This window comes from Microbacterium sp. NPDC087665 (assembly GCF_044743285.1).
Lineage (GTDB): Bacteria > Actinomycetota > Actinomycetes > Actinomycetales > Microbacteriaceae > Microbacterium.
This window is the reverse complement of sequence record NZ_JBIUWD010000003.1, coordinates 525880-543821: the sequence shown is the minus strand read 5'-3', so window position 1 is coordinate 543821 and position 17942 is coordinate 525880. Positions and strand designations below refer to the sequence as shown.

Here is a 17942-nt window from a genome sequence, read left to right as displayed (position 1 = left end):
CCTCAGCCCTCGACCGTGATGCCCATGGAACGGGCGGTGCCGGCGATGATCTTCGAGGCAGCCTCGATGTCGTTCGCGTTCAGGTCGGCCTGCTTGGTCTCGGCGATCTGACGGACCTGGTCCTTGGTGATCTTCGCAACCTTGACCGTGTGCGGCGTCGACGAGCCCTTGGGCACGCCGGCAGCCTTCTTGATGAGCTCCGCAGCGGGCGGGGTCTTCAGGATGAACGTGAAGCTGCGGTCCTCGTAGACGGTGATCTCGACGGGGATGACGTTGCCGCGCTGCGACTCGGTCGCGGCGTTGTAAGCCTTGCAGAACTCCATGATGTTGACGCCATGCTGACCGAGCGCGGGGCCGATCGGCGGCGCCGGGTTGGCTGCACCAGCGTTGATCTGAAGCTTGATCAGGCCGGTCACCTTCTTCTTCGGTGCCATATCCTCTTCCTTTCCTCGAACGGATGCCGGATGCATCCGCTCTCCCGCGATCCGGCTATTCCGGACAGCGGTGCTGTTCGCGCGCACGCAGAAACGGCGCACAAACCATATGAGTCTACCGGATGGATGCCGCCGCCCGCACCTCCGGCGGATCGCGGGCATTCTCAGGCAGATGTCGGAACCGGATGGCAGGGTGAAAGGGTCTGGCTGCCGAGCCGCGACACGAGAAGGAGAGCACGAATGGGACTGTTCCGCCGCAAGCCGAAGACCCCGACTCCCCCACCCGCGCCCCGGGTGGAAGCGGCGCCGCCGACGACGGCGATGTCGATCATCCGTGGCACCGACCTCGAGGCCGAACTCGCGGCCGAGATCGCCGGGACGGATGCATCTCGCGGTTCGATCCCTGGTGAGACGGATGCTCCGCGCGGCCCGGCCTTCTCCGGCCGCGGACTGCGGTTGCAGCATCCACCCGAGGTCGATTACGCCGCAGCGCACGCGCAGACCTTCGTCGATGCGGTGCAGAACATCGACGGCATCACTCTCGACTACACCGTCGAGAGCTTGGCTGCCGTCGACGGCGTGCTGAGCAACTTCGAGGAGCCCGGCAGCGACGCCGTCGCCGAGACCGTGCTCACCGCTGGGTTCTACGTCGGCGAGGTCATGGTGCGGAAGCACGGATACCGCTGGACGACCAAGCCCGAAGACGTTCCGCTCTGGAGCCCGTTCGACCTGCTCGTCGTCGGGCCGAAGGGCGACTACTCCAACCCCCTCGGCAAGGCGTTCAAGCGCGTCGAGAACGGCCCGGAAGACAGCGTCGCCTTCTTCGTGAAGGCCATGGTCGCCTCCGCCGAGCGCGACTGAGTTCGCCTGCACGCTCCCCCTAAACACAGAACGCCCCGCCGGACGAACCGGCGGGGCGTTCTTTCTGCGAAGTTCTGGGTCAGACCATCTTCGTGACCTGGTCGAACGAGAGCTCGACCGGGGTCTCGCGCTCGAAGAGCGAGACGAGGACGGTGAGCTTGCCGCTCTCCGGCTTGATCTCACTGATCGAACCGGGAAGGCCCGCGAACGAACCCTCCTTGATCGTGATGGTCTCGCCGACCTCGAAGTCGACCTCGGCCGGCAGCGGACGAGCGACGGCCAGTCCACCCTTCGACGCGATGTTCTTCGCGGTCGGGATGTCCTTGACCTCGACGAGCGACTTCAGCATGTTGAAGGCCTCTTCGAAGCGCAGCGGCGTGGGGTTGTGGGCGTTGCCCACGAAGCCCGTGACACCCGGGGTGTGACGCACGACGGACCAGGTGTCTTCCGTGAGCTCCATGCGCACCAGCACGTAGCCGGGGATGCGCACGCGGGTGACCATCTTGCGCTGGCCGTTCTTGATCTCGACGACATCTTCCATCGGGACCTCGATCTGGTAGATCTCGTCCTCGACCTCGAGCGTCGACTTGCGCTGCTCGATGTTCGCCTTGACCTTGCGCTCGAAGCCCGCGTAGGAGTGGATGACGTACCACTTGCCCGGGAGCATGCGCAGGTCGAGGCGGAAAGCCTCGTAGGGGTCTTCCTCGGCGTCTTCGTCGGAAGCCTCTTCGTCGGACTCGGAGTCCGCATCGACGTCGGCGGCCGGACGGTCTTCGTCGCCGTTCACGTCGGGACCGTCGTAGGGGGCGACCTCGTCGGCCGCGGCAGCCTGCTGCTCGGCGGTCTCTTCGGCCACGGAGTCGTTGAGAACCTCGGCGGCGGCTTCGGCCTCTGCCGCCTCGTCCAGGTTGAGAGCGTCGTTCACGATGGCGTCTGCCTCCGGGTCTTCGATTTCGATGTCGTCGTCTGCGTCTGCGGACTCGTCATCGCCGTCTTCGTCTTCGACGTGCAGAGCCACGTGCTCGGCCGGCGTCGATGCGAGTTCTTCTCCCGCGAGGACGTTGCCCTCCTGGGCTTCGTCTTCCTCGCTGGACTGCTCTGCGGCGGGCGCCCAGTCGGCGTCGTCGGAATATCTTTCAGACACGTTACTTCTTTCCATTTCACTGCGGCGCGAGCCGCGGAGACGAATAAGTCAGACTGCGGCGCGTGCCGCGGAGACGTATAAGTCAGACCGCGTGCGAGCCGCGGAGACGTATCGGTCGGGCTGCGGCGCGAACTGCGGAGAGGTCATCAGTCAGGGATTCCGAATACCCAGTGCGTCACGAACGCGAACAGAGTGTCCAAGCCGTAGACGATGCCCATGACGATCAGAACGAAGACGAGCACCACCGCGGTGAACTTGAACAGCTCCTTGCGGGTCGGCGTGACGACCTTGCGCAGTTCGGAGATGACCTGGCGGATGAACAGGGCGATGCCCCCGAAGAACCTGGAGAAGGCATTGCCGCTCTTCTCGCGAGTAGCGCCAGTCGCGATGACTTCGCCGCGCGGTTCGTCCTGACTCATCCTGAATGTACCTTTCGTGTGTCAGCGTGCGCTGACGCGCAGGGCGGACAGGAATCGAACCTGCAACCTGCGGTTTTGGAGACCGCTGCTCTGCCAATTGAGCTACCGCCCTAGAGACCGGAAGGTCTCGGGGTGCTCTCTCCATCCTGTCACGGAACGGCGTTCGGGAGACCCGAGGCACGGCGAAAGAATGCAGAGAACAAACTGCTCACCCAGTGTACGGCATCCGTCGCCGCTGATCGAACCGGGCCGACCCCGCGTGCTCTTGTAGGCTTCGGTGCGGGGATTCTCTGGGAGGGGCGTCGATGTCGGTAGATGTGCAGCAGTTCCAGGTCGATCTGCGCGGCGTCGTCGACCTGCTCAGCCGACACATCTACTCCAGCCCCCGCGTCTATCTGCGCGAGCTGCTCCAGAACGCCCGCGATGCCATCACGGCCCGCCGCGAGGTCGACGGCGGCGGAGGGCACATCCGCATCACGCCGCTGACCGCCGAGAACGGCGAGTTTGTGCTGCGCGACGACGGCGTGGGTCTCACCGCCTCCGAGGTCGCCGATCTGCTGGCGACGGTCGGTCGCAGCTCGAAGCGCGACATCTTCGATCTGCCGCGCAGCGATTACCTCGGCCAGTTCGGCATCGGGTTGCTCAGCTGCTTCATGGTGGCCGACACGATCGTGATCCGCTCCCGCAGCGCCAAGGGTGGCGCATCCGTCGAGTGGACGGGCAGCTCCGACGGCACTTTCCAGGTCGCCGAGATCGACGAAGAGCTGCCGATCGGCACCAGCGTGCACCTCGTTCCCCGCTTCGACGCCGGCGATCTGCTCCGCCCGGCCGCCGTGCGCGAACTCGCGACCGCCTTCGGCGAGTTCCTCCCCGTGCGAGTGACCATCGACAGCGGGGCGGGCGACGACGACATCACCCACGAGGCCCCCTTCCTCGACGGCACCCCCAAGACGGCCGTGCAGTACGGACGCGAGCTGCTCGGTGCGAGCCCCCTCGACGTGATCGAACTGCACGAGCCCGCCACCGGCACCCGCGGACTCGCCTACGTGCTCCCCTACGCGCCGCCGCCCGGCGCGCGGCAGGCGACGCGCATGTATCTGGGACGGATGCTGCTCTCCGAACGAGCCTCGGATGTGCTCCCCGAATGGGCGTTCTTCGTGCGCGCGGTGATCGACTCGACCGGACTCGCGCCGACCGCGAGCCGGGAATCGCTCGTCGAGGATGCCGCGCTCGAACGCGTGCGCGAACAGCTCGGCGCGGGCATCCGTCGGTGGATCCTCGAGCTGGGTCTGCGCGAGCCGCACCGCCTCGCCCAGTTCGTCGCGATCCACGAGCTGGGATTGAAGTCGCTCGTGCGCCACGACGAAGAGCTGGCGCAGTTCATCACCCGCTGGCTGAGCGTCGAGACCTCGCACGGCACGATGCGCATCGGCGACCTCGTCGAGCGCTATCCGCACATCCGCTACGCGCAGTCCGTCGACGAGTTCCGCCAGGTCGCGGGCATCTCCCCCGCATCCGAAGTGCTCGTCAACGGCGGATACCTCTACGACGCCGACCTCATCCGGATGCTGCCCGAGCTGCACCCCGAGGTGACCGTCGAGAAGGTCGATGTCACGAGCGAGCTCGACCGCCTCGACCCGCCACCCCTCGACGACCGCGATGCGGCCGTGGCACTCGAGGCGCGCGCGAGCGCCGTGCTCGCGGCATCCGGATGCTCCGTCGTCGTGCGCTCGATCGACCGCCCGGCGCTCACGGGGCTCTACGTCGCCGACCCCGAGGTGCTGCGCGCGATCGATCGCGGCCGCACGAAGGGCATCACGGGGTCGCTCTGGGGCGGCGTGCTCGACAAGATCGATCAGTCGTTCTCGGCTTCTCGCGATGACGACCTCAGCGCGAAGCTCTGCCTGAACTGGTCGAATCGCGTGGTGCGGGCGCTCGTGCGCGTGCACGACGATGCGGTGTTCGCACGCACCCTGCAGCTTCTCTACATCCAGGCCCTTCTCGCCGGCCACCACCCGCTCACCGACGCCGACCGGGCGTTGATGACCACAGCCCTCAGCGATCTCGTGTCGCTCTCCGCCGGCCTCGAAGAGGACACCCTCCCCTTCGGCGGCCCCGCGGACGAGTCCCCGCGCTGATCCACTGACCGACCCCTGACGAAGGGAACGCCATGGCACGTTCGAAGAAGCGCTTCCAGCAGTTGCTCGAAGAGATCGATCGCACCCCCTGGGGTCCGGCGGAGCAGGCCCTCGTCGCCGAGGCCGTCACCCTGTCTCTCGAGCTCGGCGACGAGCGGCTCGAGTACGAAGCCCGCATGCGGCAGACGGCCTCGGCGAACATGGGCGGCGCCACCGACGTGATGCTGAACTCGTTCGCCTGGTGCCTGGCCCGCCACGACGCCGACCCGCAGCGCTTCCCCGCCGACCTCGACTACGGCGGCGCCGACCTGATGTGGCAGTTCAAGTGGATGGCGTCGTCGCTGCGCTCGTCACCCGCGTTCTCGCAGGAGCAGATCGCCGCCGTACTCGACGACATGGAGGCGCACTATCGCACGGGCGGCCTCGGCCTGAGCGGCGTGCTGACGGCCCGCTTCGAGGATGCCTGGGACGCCGGTCGCCTCGACGACGCCGAAGCGCTGCGCGTGCAGTTGGAGGCGACGCCCCGCGATGACCACAGCCACTGCGACGCCTGCGGGCGCAGCCAGTTCGCCGGCTTCTTCGCCGAGACGGAGCGGGATGCCGATGCCATCCGCCTCGTCGAAGAGATGATCGAGGGCGGCTTCTCGTGCGGTGAGGAGCCGGAGCACGCCCTGTCGCGCGTGCTCGTGCCCTACCTGCGCAGCGGCCGCGGTGACGAGGCCAAGACGGCGCACCTGCGCAGCTACCGCCTCGCGAAGGACAACCCCGATAACCTGCGCATCGTCGCCAACAACATCGTGTTCACCGCGATCACCGGCAATGAGGCCCGCGCCCTGGCCCTCGTCGAGCGCCACATCGCCTGGCTCGCGCACGACGGGCTCAACGTCGACGCGCACTTCGCGGCGCTGTCGGCGTTCGCCGTCGCACTCGACCGCGTCACCGCCGCGGGCCACGGCGACACCCCCGTGCGCGGGGCCGACTCCGCGGAGCTCGCCCCGTTCTTCGGTGCGCACGAGGGCGTCTGGAACGCCGCCGATCTCGCCGCCTCCGCCTGGGCATCCGCCGAGCGTCTCGCCGCTGAATTCGACCAGCGCGACGGCACCGACGGTCATGCGCGCAGCCTCGAGCGCATGCGCGCGGTCGGCCGCGAGAGTTACGACGTGCCCATCCGGTCGGATGCCTTCGTCGCCCAGCCCTCCCCATCGACCCCGACGGATGCCGAGGGCTGGTACCAGCGGGCGATGGAACTCGCCCAGTACGGCTCCGAGCACGACACGCTCGATGCCCTGCCCCGCGCACTCGAGGTCGAGGACCCGGCGAAGCGCGCACAGGTCATGTCGATGCGCCTCGGCATCCTCATCGCCCTCGACCGCGTCGATGAGGCCCGCGCGCTGCTGCCCGAGCGCATCGCCGCTCTCCGTGCCGCCGGCAAGACCGAGCAGGCCGACCTCGAAGAGCGCCTGGGGCTGGCCACCTTCGGCCTGAACACCCCCGAAGACGCTGCCGCACTCGACCGCGAACTCGCCGCTGCCGGGGGTCTTCCCGCGTGGTCGCGCGGCGACCTCGCCCTCAGCCGCGCCTCGCTGCATCTGCAGGCCGATCAGGTGGATGCCGCGCTCGACCTCGCCGAGAAGGCGGCCCGTGCCTTCGCCGAGGCCGACGACGTGCGCCTGTCGAACACGACCACCCTCGTCGCCATCTCGGCCCTGCTGCACAGGAACGACACCGAGGCGGCATCCGTCCTGCTCGACCGATTCCTCGCGCAGGACGACCTCAGCATCGGGCACCGTGCTCACGCGCTCGAGACGCGCGCACGCATTCGCGGCGGGAGCGAGCAGTTCGCCGAGGGAGCGGCCGACGCCGACGAGGTGTGCCGCCTGATCGCCGGCCTCGGCGCCACGCGAGCCCTCGGCTCGGCGCACCTGCTCGCCGGGTCGCTGTGGGAAGACGCGGGCGACCCTGAGAAGGCGGTGACACGCTTCCGCGTGCTGTCGCGGATGGTCGCGCAGGACGGCGGTGACGCGACCGCCGTCGACTTCCGCCTCGCCCGGGCCATGCTCTCGGCGGGAGACGCGGAAGAAGCCGCCGAGCTGTTCGGCACCGTGCTCGAACGCGAGGAGAAGGCCGAGGTCGCGCCCGCATCGCGCGCCGCCACCGCCATGCTGCTCGCGCGCTCGCTCGGCGCCGCCGGCGAGTACGGCCAGTCGGTCGGAGCCTTCGGCTACGCGGCCGACCTCTTCGGGCAGGACGAGGAGCACGCCGACCAGGCGAGCGCGATGAGCGAGCAGGCGAAGATCCTCGCGCGGTTCGACGAGAACGACGACGCGATCGCGCTGCTCGAATCGGCGGCCGAGATCGTGCGTCGCGCTCCGGATGCCGTCGGCGTACTGGTCGACGTGCTGCACAACCTCGGCCAGGCCTACGGCGGCCGTCAGGACGAACGAGCCTTCGCCCTCTTCGACGAGGTCGCCGCTCTCGCCACCGAGCACGAGGCCGGCTGGCTGCTCGCCGATGTCACCGACTCGCGCGGTCGGGCGCTCGCACAGCTCGGACGCGTCGATGAGGCCGTCGCCGCGGCTCTCACCGCCGCCGACGGCTTCGCAGCGCTCGGCGATCTCGGCTCCGCCGGCGGCTCCGAGCTCTTCGCGGCACGGGTGCTCAACGGCGACGGGCGTGCCGAAGACGCCGTCGCCGTCTACCGCAGCGCCCTCGAGCACAGCGGCGAGTTCCCCCCACTGCGACAGGTCGCCGCCCTCGAACTCGGCGACGTGCTGGAGAGTCTCGGCCGACACGGCGAGGCCGCCGAGGTGCGCGCACTCATCGAGAGCTGAGCGGGCCCTTCGTCTCGTCGCTGCGCTCCTCGCTCAGGAACCGAAGGCCGGTCCCTGAGCGAGCGCAGCGAGACGAACGCCGGTCGCTGAGCGAGCGCAGCGAGACGAAGAGTCAGAACAGCTGACGCCAGTTCGCCCTGGCGAGGTCGAGCAGTTCGTCACCGCGGCCCGACATCACCGTGCGGATTGCGTACAGCGCGAAGCCCTTCACCTGGGCCGCCTCGATCGCCGGGGGCATCGACAGCTCCTGGCGTTCGGTGACGACGTCGAGCAGTGCGGGGCCATCGTGCGCGAGCACCTCGGCCACGGCATCCGGCAGGTCTTCGCTGTTCTCGACCCGGCGGGCGAAGATGCCCATCGCCTCGGCGATCGCCGCGAAGCTCGGGTTCTTCAGGTCAGTGCCGTAGGTGACGAAACCGGCCGCCTTCATCTCGAGCTCGACGAAGTTGAGCGACGAGTTGTTCACCACGATCGTCTTCACGGGGAGGTCGTTCTGGGTGAGCGTGATCAGCTCGCCCAGCATCATCGCCAGCCCGCCGTCTCCGGCGAGCGCGACGACCTGCCTGCCGGGATGCGCGACCTGGGCGCCGATGCCGTGCAGCAGCGCGTTCGCCATGGAACCGTGAGTGAATGATCCGATGAGACGGCGTTTCTCGGTCATGTGCAGGTACCGGGCGGCCCACACGGTCGGCGAGCCCACGTCGGCAGTGAAGATCGCATCGTCGGCGGCCTGGTCGTTCAGCAGCTTGGCAAGGTACTGCGGGTGGATCGGACGGCCCGCCTTGGTCGGCACCGCGAGGTCGTCGAGCTTCGCCCGCGTCTTGCGATAGTGCGTGAGCGCGTCGTCGAGGTGGCCGCGGTCGTCCTTGCGCGCGATACGCGGGAGCAGAGCATCCGCCGTGGCCCGCACGTCGCCGACGAGACCCAGGTCGAGCGGATGCCGTTTGCCGAGCTGCGAACCGCGGATGTCGACCTGGATGGTCGTCGCCTTCTCGGGATAGAACTGCTCGTACGGGAAGTCGCTGCCGAGAACCAGCAGGGTGTCTGCGGCCTCCATCGCCCGGAAACCCGATGCGAAGCCCAGCAGGCCCGTCATGCCCACGTCGAAGGGGTTGTCGTACTCGATGAACTCCTTGCCGCGGAGCGCGTGCACGATCGGCGCTCCGAGCGCGTCGGCGAGGGCGATGACCTCGTCATGCGCATCTTCGACACCGGCGCCCGCGAGGATCGTGACCTTCTTCGCCGCGTTCAGCAGCGTCGCGGCCTTCTCGAGCTCGTCGCCGCTGGGCACGATCACCGGGCGGGTGCGCTCGATCACGACGTGGCGATCATCGGCGATGTCGGAGAGCGCCACGTCGCCCGGGATCACGAGCACGGCCACGCCGCGCTGCTCGATCGCCGCGCGCATCGCGATCTCCATCAGACGCGGCATCTGCGAGGCATCGGCCACGTACTCGACGTAGACGCTGCACTCCCGGAACAGCTCCTGCGGATGCGTCTCCTGGAAGTACCCCGTACCGATCTCGTTCGTGGGGATGTGCGCGGCGATCGCCAGCACGGGCACGCGCGAACGGTTGGCGTCGTAGAGGCCGTTGATCAGGTGCAGGTTGCCCGGGCCGCACGATCCGGCGACGACCGCGAGGTCACCCGTGGTGGCGGCATCCGCAGCCGCGGCGAAGGCCGCCGCCTCTTCATGTCGCACGTGCACCCAGCGGATCGTGCCGTCTTTGCGCAGGGCGTCGGTGAATCCGTTGAGCGAATCGCCCGGGAGTCCGTAGACCCGGTCGATCCCGTTGGCGTGGAGTGTCTTGACGATGTTCTCAGCGACATTGGCCATGCTTCGACCCTACGCCCGCGGCCGTGTGCGTGGCCTGGATCAAATGTCGAATGTTGGGCGCGCATGAGACCGCGAGGGGTCAGGACACGCCGCATTCACCCGCGGCCGAACGGCGTGTCTTGACCTCTCACGAGATCTCGCCCGGAGAGCCCGGTGTGAGGGGTCAGCACACGCCGCCTCCCGAGCCGTGATGGGGCGTGTTGTGACCCTTCAGATCAGGAGGAGGCGGCGAGCAACCGTCGGATGCGACGGACGAGTGCCGCGGGATCATCGAAGTCTCGGCGTGTGACGGTCACGTAGCGATAGCCGAGGGCTTCGAGTTCTGCCCGACGGATCTGATCTCGACTCCACTGATCGGGGTCTCGATGATGGTCGCCGTCGTATTCGATGATCAGGCGCGCCTCGGGATAGAGCATGTCGACACGGGCGACAAACCGGCGCCCGTCACGAATCTCGACGTTGCATTGGGGGCTCGGCAGACCAGCGTCGATCAGGATCAGCCGCACCATCGACTCGCGCGGCGACTCGGCTCGGTCGTCGGCCAGTTCTAGAGCGCGTTCCCTCGCCTTCGCACCGCGGGCACCAGCGAACTGCTCGCGAATGACCATCAGCTCATCGAAAGTGGCGAGCGGATGCCGGCGACTGATGATCGCGTCGGTGAGCGCGAGAAGGCGCGGCAGCGACAGAACTCGCGAGACATCGATCCACACTCGCGCAGGCGCCAAGACCCGAATCCCGTCGATGACGACGACATCATCCTCACCGACGTCGAGCCGATGCCCCGATGCGCCGGCGCGACGAATCCGCGTCTCGTGCCGGGCGACGCCGACCCGCGGGCGTGCCCGCGCATCCGCCTCATCCGCCCGCGGTAACGGCAGCTCCCAGAGAAGCGCCGCTGTGGTCCCACACACGAAGGCGTGCGCGGGGAGTGCCTCGAGGAGGAGACGCAGCCGCTCTTCGTCGTCGAGCGCGATGCGCGCCCGAGTCCCGTGAAACGGCGCGCTGAGGTCCTTCGCGCGCAGCCGCTTACACGTGATGCCGAGAGCCAGCCCCGCGGAAACCGTGAACGCGGCAGGTGTTCCGATCGGGAGCGGCGATGGATGCATCCGCCGATCATGACTTCGCTTCCCTCGAGCGGGGCGCCGCAAGGTCGATCAACCCCATGCGTCGTGCATAACCCCGACAGAAACAACACGGTGCAGGAGCCGTGAGGGGTCACGACATGCCGCGTCCTGCCCCTTCTCAGCGGCGTGTCTCGACCCCTCATCTTCACGGGAAATCACCCGCACGCCCCCGCCCCGCGTCTCGCGCCATCGCGAGGGGTCGAGACACGCCACGTTCGCAGCTCACGCAGCGGCATGTCCTGACCCCTCAGCGGGAGCGGCCACGCTCCGACACCCGTGAGGAGTCGGAAAACGCCGCCTCCCGGGGCGGAAGGCGGCGTTTCCTGACCCCTCAGCGAGAGCGAGAGGAGCAGACGCTCAGCCGATGCGGATGAGCTTCTTGTTGACGAACTCGTCGGCGGCGAGGTGTCCGAGCTCGCGCGAGGTACCGCTGCGCTTCACTCCCCCGAACGGCAGCTCGGGGCTGTCGGCGAGCACGAGGTTGACGTAGACCATTCCGGCCTCGATCTTGTCGGCGACGCGTTCGGCCTGCTCGGCGTCGGTCGTGTAGACGTACGAGCCGAGACCGAAGGTCGTGTCGTTCGCCAGATCGACGGCCGCATCCTCATCGGCCACGCGGTACACGACCGCGGCCGGGCCGAAGAGCTCTTCGCGGTACACGTTCATGGCGGGCGTCACGTCGGCGAGCACGGTCGGAGCGAAGAACGCGCCGTCGCGGGTGCCGCCGGTCAGCAGCGTCGCACCCTGCTCGACGGCCTGATCGATCTGCTTCTGCAGGTTCTCGGCCGCCGTCTGCGAGGCCACCGGGCCCAGCACCGTGTCGTCGAGGGTCGGATCGGATGCCTCGACCGCCGCCATCGCCGCCGTGAACTTCTCGACGAAGGCGTCGTAGAGCGCATCGACGATGATGAAGCGCTTCGCGCCGTTGCAAGCCTGCCCGTTGTTGTCGAGACGTGCGTCGACGCCGGCCTGCACGGTCGCGTCGAGGTCGTCGGTCGACAGCAGGATGAACGGGTCGGATCCGCCGAGCTCGAGCGCGACCTTCTTGAGGTTGCGTCCGGCGATCTCGGCGACCGCCGCACCCGCCCGCTCGGAGCCGGTGAGCGAGACGCCCTGCACACGCCAATCGGCGATCATCGTCGCGATCTGATCGTTCGTGGCGAGCACGTTCTGGTAGGCGCCCTTCGGGAACCCGGCGTCGTGGTAGATCGCCTCGATCGCGGTCGACGACTCGGGGCACTGCGGGGCCGGCTTCAGCAGGATCGTGTTGCCGACGATCAGGTTCGGAGCCGCGAAACGCACGATCTGGTAGGCCGGGAAGTTCCACGGCATGATGCCCACGAGAGGCCCGAGCGAGGAGCGGCGGATGATCGCCGACCCGTCGCCGAGGATCGCGATCGGCTGGTCGGCCATGATCGACTCCGCCTGGTCGGCGTAGTACTTGGCGATATCGGCGGCGAAGTCGACCTCGCCGAGCGCGGCTTCACGCGGCTTGCCCATCTCGCGCACGAAGATGTCGGCGAGCTGCTCACGTCGCTCGCGGTGCAGTTCGGCGGCGCGACGCAGCAGCGCGGCGCGCTCGGCGACGGTGGAGCTGCGCGACCACTCGCGGTGCGCCTCGTCGGCGGCGACGAGCGCCTGCTCGATCTGCGCATCCGTGAAGGTGTCGAAAGACGCCAGCGTCTCTCCGGTGGCGGGGTTGATGACGGCGTAGTCGGTCATGTCGAGTCCTCTCGGTTGGATGGCGTGGGGCCCTTCGACGAGCTCAGGGACCCACGCCGAGTGTCAGGAGACCGGGATCAGCGTGTACTTGGTGGACAGGTATTCGTGGATGCCCTCGAAACCGCCCTCGCGGCCGACACCCGACTGCTTGACGCCTCCGAAGGGGGCGGCCGCGTTCGAGACGACGCCCACGTTGAGACCCATCATGCCGGTCTCGAGGCCGTCGATCATGCGCTGCCCGCGCTGCAGGTTCTCGGTGAAGACGTACGACACCAGGCCGTACTCGGTGTCGTTGGCGAGGCGCACGGCCTCGTCTTCGGTGGAGAACGTCGAGATCGCGAGCACCGGTCCGAAGATCTCCTCACGGAGGATGGCGCTGCCGGGCACGACATCGGTGAGCACGGTGGGCTCGTAGAACGTGCCCGTACCCTCGAGGGCGTTGCCGCCGGCGAGAAGCTTCGCACCGCGCTCGACGGCATCGCCGACGAGCTCTTCGGCCTTCGCGACGGCATCCGCATCGATGAGCGGTCCGATCGCGACGCCGTCTTCGGTACCGCGGCCGATCTTCATGGCCTCGACGCGCTCGGCGATGCGACGCGCGAACTCGTCGGCGACGTCCTCATGCACGATGAAGCGGTTCGCCGCCGTGCAGGCCTGGCCGATGTTGCGGAACTTCGCCAGCAGCGCGCCCTCCACGGCCTTGTCGAGGTCGGCATCTTCGAAGACGACGAACGGGGCGTTGCCACCCAGCTCCATCGACACCCGCAGCACGCCCTCGGCGGCCTGCGCGATGAGCTTGCGGCCGACCTCGGTCGAGCCCGTGAACGACAGCTTGCGCAGGCGCGGGTCGGCGATGATCGGGGCCGACAGAGCGCTCGACTTCGACGTCTGCACGACGTTGACGACGCCCTTGGGCAGCCCTGCCTCTTCGAGCAGCTTCGTGAAGAAGATGGTCGTGAGCGGCGTGAGGGCCGGGGGCTTGATGACCACGGTGCACCCGGCGGCGAGGGCGGGGGCGATCTTGCGCGTCGCCATGGCGAACGGGAAGTTCCACGGCGTCACGAAGAACGACGGGCCCACGGGGCGCTGCGAGACGACCATGTGGCCGGTGCCCTCGGGGTTGATGCCGTAGCGGCCGCTGATGCGCACGGCCTCCTCGCTGAACCAGCGCAGGAACTCGCCACCGTAGACGACCTCGCCGCGCGCCTCGGCGAGCGGCTTGCCCATCTCGAGCGTCATCAGCAGCGCCAGGTCTTCCTTGTGCTGCTGCACGAGGTCGAACGCCCGGCGCAGGATCTCGCTGCGCACGCGCGGTGCCGTCGCCGCCCACGACTCCTGTGCGGCGACCGCCGCATCCAGGGCGCGGATGCCGTCGGCCGGCGTCGCGTCCGCGATCGTGCGGATGACCGCTCCGGTCGAGGGGTCGGTCACATCGAAGGTGCCGCCGGTCTCGGCATCCGTCCACTGTCCGTCGATGAAGAGGCCGGTGGGGATGCTGTCGAGCAGCGCCTGCTCAGCGGGTGCGATCTGCGAGGTCATGATTCTCTTTCTCTGAGGAGGGCGGGGTTCAGCGACGGCGGAGGCTGGCCGGGGCGTCCATGCTGAGCGTCTGGCCGCGGAAGAAGGCCGGACGCTTGATGGCGTTCCAGATCATCACGGCGATGCCGACGACGATGATCAGCATGCCGAGGATGAAGACGATGCCGAGGCCACCGATCTGCGCACCCGAGCCGTAGGCCGGGTCCATCGAGTCGATCAGCGTGGTGACGAACAGCACGGCCAGGATGAGCCCGCCGATGAGCGGGAACAGGAAGGTGAAGAACACGTTGCGCACCGAGTCGAACCACTGCTTGCGGAAATACCAGACGCAGGCGAACGCGGTGATGCCGTAGTAGAAGCAGATCATCATGCCGAGCGTGAGGATCGTGTCCCACAGGGTGTTCTCGCTGACGACGCGCATCACGGCGTAGAACGCCGAGGCGACGATGGCCGAGGCGATGGTGGCGTAGCCCGGGGTGAAGAACCGCGGGCTGACCTTCGCGAACGACTTCGGCAGCGCGCCGTAGTGCCCCATGGCGAGGAGCGTGCGCGCCGGGCCCACGAACGTCGACTGCAGCGACGACGCGGAGCTGGTGAGCACGGCGAGCGAGACGAGGAAGGCGAGCGGTCCGAGGATGGGGCCGGAGAGGTGGAAGAACACGTTCTCCTGGATGTTCTCGTTGCCGAGACCCAGCTCTCCCGTGCCGACGCCGGCGAACATGATCATCGCGACCGCGAGCAGCAGGTACAGCGTGACGATGGTGATGACTGTGGCCGTGGCCGCACGGCCCGGTGTCTTCTCGGGATCCTTGGTCTCCTCGTTCATCGTGAGGGTGACGTCCCACCCCCAGAAGATGAAGATCGAGAGCGAGAGTCCGGCGGCGACCGCGCTGAACGACGAGATCGCGAACGGGTTGAACCAGTTCAGGTCGAACGGCTGGTAGTCGAAGCCGTTGCCGCTGACCGCCTGCACGATCGCCGCACCGGCGAAGAACACCAGCACGAGGATCTGGAAGCTCACGAGCCAGTACTGCAGCTTCTGCGTGGTCTGCATGTCGCGGTACGAGATCATCGTCGCCGCCAGCATGAAGAGCAGGCAGACGCCGATGTTGATCCAGGTGACGCTGGCGAGTTCGGCGATGTCGGGGTTGTTGGTGATCTGCGAGATGAGCAGGAACAGGAAGTCGACGGCGATGCCGGCGAGATTCGAGAGCACCAGGATCGTCGCGACGACGAGTCCCCACCCGGCCATCCAGCCGATCCAGGGGCCGAACGCCCGGGTCGCCCAGGTGAACGACGTGCCCGAGTCGGGCATGCGGTTGTTGAGCTCGCGGTATCCGAAGGCGACGAGCAGCATCGGGATGAAGCCGACGAGGATGATCGCGGGGATCTGCGGGCCGACGGTGGATGCCGTGGGGCCGACCGCCGCGGTGAACGTGTACGCCGGGGCGATGCAAGAGATGCCGATGACGATCGCGCCGAGCAGTCCAATCGTTCCGGCGCTCAGACCCTTGCTGGAAATGCCGGTGGTTACGGCTTCGGGCTCCGTCGCCCGATCGGTGCTGCTCATCAGCGGTCTCCTGCTTCACCGCGCGTGCGCGGGACGACGATCATGGGAACGGGCAGCACGTGCAGCATCTTCGCTGCGGTGGAGCCCAGGAAGAGGCGTCGCGGCTGTGCGAGCCTGCTGGAGCCGACGAGAATGACCTCGCCCGGGAGCCAGGAGAGGTTCGACACGGCGTCTTCGACGCTTTCGCCCGGAGCCTCTTCGACGATGGCGCCGAGGCCGTCGGGAAGGAGTTCCTTGGCGACGGCGAGCACGTCGTGGGCGTGCGCGTTGCCCACCACGCGGATGGCGCCGGTGTCGAGACCCGGTGGCACGTCGAAGGGCACCAGCGACACCAGTCGCAGATCGACCCGGCTCTCGGCGGCGAGAGCGGATGCTTCGTCGAGGAGAGCCTCGGCGCCGGGCCGCTGGCCCACCGCGACGGTCACCCGCGGGATGACGTGGTCGTCTTGCGTGGCGGAGCCCGCCGGAGCGAGGGCGACCGGGATCGTCGAGTAGTGCAGCAACTCGGAGGCGACGCTGCCGAGGCGGTGACGGCCGAAGATGCTGTCGCCGGCGGCACCGACGACGATCAGGCGGGCGTCGAACTCCTCACCCGCAGCGAGCAGCCCTTCGGCGAACGACTCGGCGATGCGCACGTGACCGCGGCTGGGGAGGTCGTGCGGAAGACGCAGGATCGCGTCTTCGAGCCACTTCTTCGCCTGCGCCCGAATGTGGTCCTCGTAGGCGCGCTCCGGCGGCACCACCGGGCTGCGCGTCCCCTCGGCGGGGAGCACGATCACCAGGTGGAGGGTCGCCCCGATGCTGCGTGCGATGCGCGCCCCGAGGGCCGCGGCATCCGCACCGGCATCCGTCGCCGTGTAGCCGACGACGATAGCGGAGGTCATGCGCCGCTCGCTGCCGTGGCGGCCCGACCGGCGTCGATGATGTTCGTCGCGACCAGGTGTCCCATGCGGATGGCGCCGTCGACGTGCTGGTAGCCGGCTCCCGCCATGTCGCTGCACGCGACGTGGATCGGGCCGACGGCCGCACGCAGGTCTGCGCCGTAGCGGTGCAGGCCACCCATATCGAAGCTTGCCGCGTACGCGCCGCGGGTCCACTCCTCGGTGCCCCAGTCGCTCTCGTAGTAGACGACCGGGTTCTTCGCCTCGGGACCGTAGTAGTGCGAGAGCGATTCGAGGATGCGCTCCTTGCGCTCCTCCGCCGAGAGCTCGAACACGCCGTCGGCGTTCGCGTCGGAGACGAAGCCCACCAGGGTGCCGCGCTCGTCACCATGGTTGGTGTTGTCGTAGGCCTCGTGCGAGAGCTCGTAGGGGCTGAAGGCGGTGCCGCTGAGACCCTGCTCGCGCCAGAACGGACGGTCGTAGACGGCGTGCACCTTGATCACGAAGCCCATCGACAGGTGCTGGTGCAGCTGGTGCTGGCGACGCGGCAGCGGCGGCACGAACGAGATGCGGCTGTAGAGCACCGGGGCGTGCGCGAGGATCGCGAAGCGGGCGCTGACGGTGAGGTCGTCGGTCGTCGCGACCACACCGGTGTCGCCCCATTCGAGCGAGCGCACGGGCTGGTTGAGGAAGACATCGTCGCCCAGGCGCTCGGCGAGCAGGATCGGCACGCGCTGCAGGCCACCCACGACGCGCTTGTCGAGGATGAAGTCGGCGTCGACCAGGTGCGAATACGAACCGGCGGATGCCGCCATCAGCAGCGACTGCAGAAGAGAGAAGGAGTGCGTCGGCTTGGTGAGCATGGCGGAACCCGTGGCGAAGGCCAGGTTGCGCACGGCCTCGTCGTCGTCGGTCTGCTGCCGCAGCCAGGCATCCCACGTGACGATGTCCCACTCGGCCGCCTTCGGGTGCTCCCAGGGGCGATCCGGGTCGATCTCGGCGACCATCGCGTCGAGACGCTCGGTGATGTCGGCGATCGTCTTCTCGGTCTCGGCCGACACGGGGAACATCTCGCCGGTGAAGCGGGAGGTCTTCCCGTCGGGGCCGACGTACACGCTGTCGCCCTCGCGGTAGCGGCTGTACGTCTCGAGCCCGAGCTCGTCGATCGTGTCGATGAGGGCCTGCTGGTCGGGCGAGACCCACTGGCCGCCGAGCTCGAGCATGGCGCCGTCGATGACGTCGGTCCACAGGCGTCCGCCCACACGGTCGCGCGCCTCGAGGACGGCGACGGAGAGCCCCGCCTTGCGCAGGTCGTTCGCCGCCGTGAGCCCTGCAGCTCCGGCACCGATGATCAGGACGTCACGAGTGATCTCAGCCATGTACAACTCCTTTGTTGGAAGTGCCGGTCGCGACCTGTAATCCCCCGATCAAGGTCGCGACCG

The 17942-nt window shown here is 68.1% G+C and carries 13 protein-coding genes and 1 tRNA gene; 3 read left to right on the top strand and 11 right to left on the bottom strand.

Going from position 1 to position 17942, the window contains the following annotated elements; all coding sequences use genetic code 11:
- Positions 1–2: 2 nt before the first annotated feature.
- On the bottom strand, positions 3–434 hold the full coding sequence (rplK, locus tag ACIOSY_RS09380) for a 50S ribosomal protein L11 (RefSeq protein WP_053097443.1): 432 nt from the start codon (positions 432–434) through the stop codon (positions 3–5).
- Between the two features lie 240 nt (positions 435–674).
- On the opposite strand from rplK, the gene ACIOSY_RS09375 reads away from it, so the two are divergent.
- The gene (locus tag ACIOSY_RS09375; protein WP_400852465.1) at positions 675–1295 is read left to right on the top strand and encodes a hypothetical protein; all 621 of its coding nucleotides are present in this window, start codon (positions 675–677) and stop codon (positions 1293–1295) included.
- Between the two features lie 79 nt (positions 1296–1374).
- Here ACIOSY_RS09375 and nusG read toward each other — a convergent pair whose 3' ends face one another.
- From nusG to ACIOSY_RS09360, 3 genes are all read right to left on the bottom strand, one after another.
- Positions 1375–2439 (bottom strand): transcription termination/antitermination protein NusG, encoded by a 1065-nt coding sequence (gene nusG / locus ACIOSY_RS09370; protein ID WP_400852463.1) that lies wholly within the window; start codon positions 2437–2439, stop codon positions 1375–1377.
- A gap of 146 nt (positions 2440–2585) precedes the next feature.
- Positions 2586–2858: a preprotein translocase subunit SecE gene (secE, locus tag ACIOSY_RS09365; protein ID WP_400852461.1), complete on the bottom strand. Its 273-nt coding sequence runs from the start codon at positions 2856–2858 to the stop codon at positions 2586–2588.
- A gap of 39 nt (positions 2859–2897) precedes the next feature.
- Positions 2898–2970, bottom strand: a tRNA-Trp gene (locus ACIOSY_RS09360).
- A 193-nt stretch (positions 2971–3163) separates the two neighbouring features.
- Here ACIOSY_RS09360 and ACIOSY_RS09355 point away from each other — a divergent pair.
- Positions 3164–4996 carry an HSP90 family protein gene (locus tag ACIOSY_RS09355; protein WP_400852459.1) on the top strand — a complete coding sequence of 611 codons (1833 nt, stop codon included), beginning with the start codon at positions 3164–3166 and terminating at the stop codon, positions 4994–4996.
- A gap of 32 nt (positions 4997–5028) precedes the next feature.
- Positions 5029–7827, top strand: a complete 2799-nt coding sequence (locus tag ACIOSY_RS09350) for a hypothetical protein (protein ID WP_400852457.1) — start codon at positions 5029–5031, stop codon at positions 7825–7827.
- A 112-nt stretch (positions 7828–7939) separates the two neighbouring features.
- Here ACIOSY_RS09350 and poxB read toward each other — a convergent pair whose 3' ends face one another.
- From poxB to ACIOSY_RS09315, 7 genes are all read right to left on the bottom strand, one after another.
- Positions 7940–9664 carry a ubiquinone-dependent pyruvate dehydrogenase gene (gene poxB / locus ACIOSY_RS09345; protein ID WP_400852455.1) on the bottom strand — a complete coding sequence of 575 codons (1725 nt, stop codon included), beginning with the start codon at positions 9662–9664 and terminating at the stop codon, positions 7940–7942.
- A gap of 215 nt (positions 9665–9879) precedes the next feature.
- A complete protein-coding gene (locus tag ACIOSY_RS09340; protein WP_400852453.1) occupies positions 9880–10770 on the bottom strand; it encodes an endonuclease domain-containing protein in 891 nt (296 codons plus the stop codon).
- 375 nt (positions 10771–11145) lie between these two features.
- Positions 11146–12510, bottom strand: coding sequence for an NAD-dependent succinate-semialdehyde dehydrogenase (locus ACIOSY_RS09335; protein ID WP_400852451.1), 1365 nt, complete (start codon positions 12508–12510; stop codon positions 11146–11148).
- A 63-nt stretch (positions 12511–12573) separates the two neighbouring features.
- Positions 12574–14049, bottom strand: coding sequence for an NAD-dependent succinate-semialdehyde dehydrogenase (locus tag ACIOSY_RS09330; RefSeq protein WP_400852449.1), 1476 nt, complete (start codon positions 14047–14049; stop codon positions 12574–12576).
- A gap of 28 nt (positions 14050–14077) precedes the next feature.
- A complete protein-coding gene (locus tag ACIOSY_RS09325; RefSeq protein WP_400852447.1) occupies positions 14078–15619 on the bottom strand; it encodes an APC family permease in 1542 nt (513 codons plus the stop codon).
- Positions 15619–16503: a universal stress protein gene (locus tag ACIOSY_RS09320; RefSeq protein WP_400852445.1), complete on the bottom strand. Its 885-nt coding sequence runs from the start codon at positions 16501–16503 to the stop codon at positions 15619–15621. Before ACIOSY_RS09320 ends, ACIOSY_RS09325 begins: the two co-directional genes overlap by 1 nt.
- Positions 16500–17879, bottom strand: coding sequence for a flavin monoamine oxidase family protein (locus tag ACIOSY_RS09315; protein ID WP_400852443.1), 1380 nt, complete (start codon positions 17877–17879; stop codon positions 16500–16502). The genes ACIOSY_RS09320 and ACIOSY_RS09315 overlap by 4 nt, the downstream gene beginning before the upstream one ends.
- Between the last annotated feature and the right edge of the window lie 63 nt (positions 17880–17942).

Coding starts and splice junctions, on each gene's coding strand:
- rplK (WP_053097443.1), bottom strand. CDS start 434: ATGGCACCGAAGAAGAAGGTGACCGGCCTGATCAAGCTTCAGATCAAC.
- ACIOSY_RS09375 (WP_400852465.1), top strand. CDS start 675: ATGGGACTGTTCCGCCGCAAGCCGAAGACCCCGACTCCCCCACCCGCG.
- secE (WP_400852461.1), bottom strand. CDS start 2,858: ATGAGTCAGGACGAACCGCGCGGCGAAGTCATCGCGACTGGCGCTACT.
- ACIOSY_RS09355 (WP_400852459.1), top strand. CDS start 3,164: ATGTCGGTAGATGTGCAGCAGTTCCAGGTCGATCTGCGCGGCGTCGTC.
- ACIOSY_RS09350 (WP_400852457.1), top strand. CDS start 5,029: ATGGCACGTTCGAAGAAGCGCTTCCAGCAGTTGCTCGAAGAGATCGAT.
- poxB (WP_400852455.1), bottom strand. CDS start 9,664: ATGGCCAATGTCGCTGAGAACATCGTCAAGACACTCCACGCCAACGGG.
- ACIOSY_RS09340 (WP_400852453.1), bottom strand. CDS start 10,770: ATGCATCCATCGCCGCTCCCGATCGGAACACCTGCCGCGTTCACGGTT.
- ACIOSY_RS09335 (WP_400852451.1), bottom strand. CDS start 12,510: ATGACCGACTACGCCGTCATCAACCCCGCCACCGGAGAGACGCTGGCG.
- ACIOSY_RS09330 (WP_400852449.1), bottom strand. CDS start 14,049: ATGACCTCGCAGATCGCACCCGCTGAGCAGGCGCTGCTCGACAGCATC.
- ACIOSY_RS09325 (WP_400852447.1), bottom strand. CDS start 15,619: ATGAGCAGCACCGATCGGGCGACGGAGCCCGAAGCCGTAACCACCGGC.
- ACIOSY_RS09320 (WP_400852445.1), bottom strand. CDS start 16,503: ATGACCTCCGCTATCGTCGTCGGCTACACGGCGACGGATGCCGGTGCG.
- ACIOSY_RS09315 (WP_400852443.1), bottom strand. CDS start 17,879: ATGGCTGAGATCACTCGTGACGTCCTGATCATCGGTGCCGGAGCTGCA.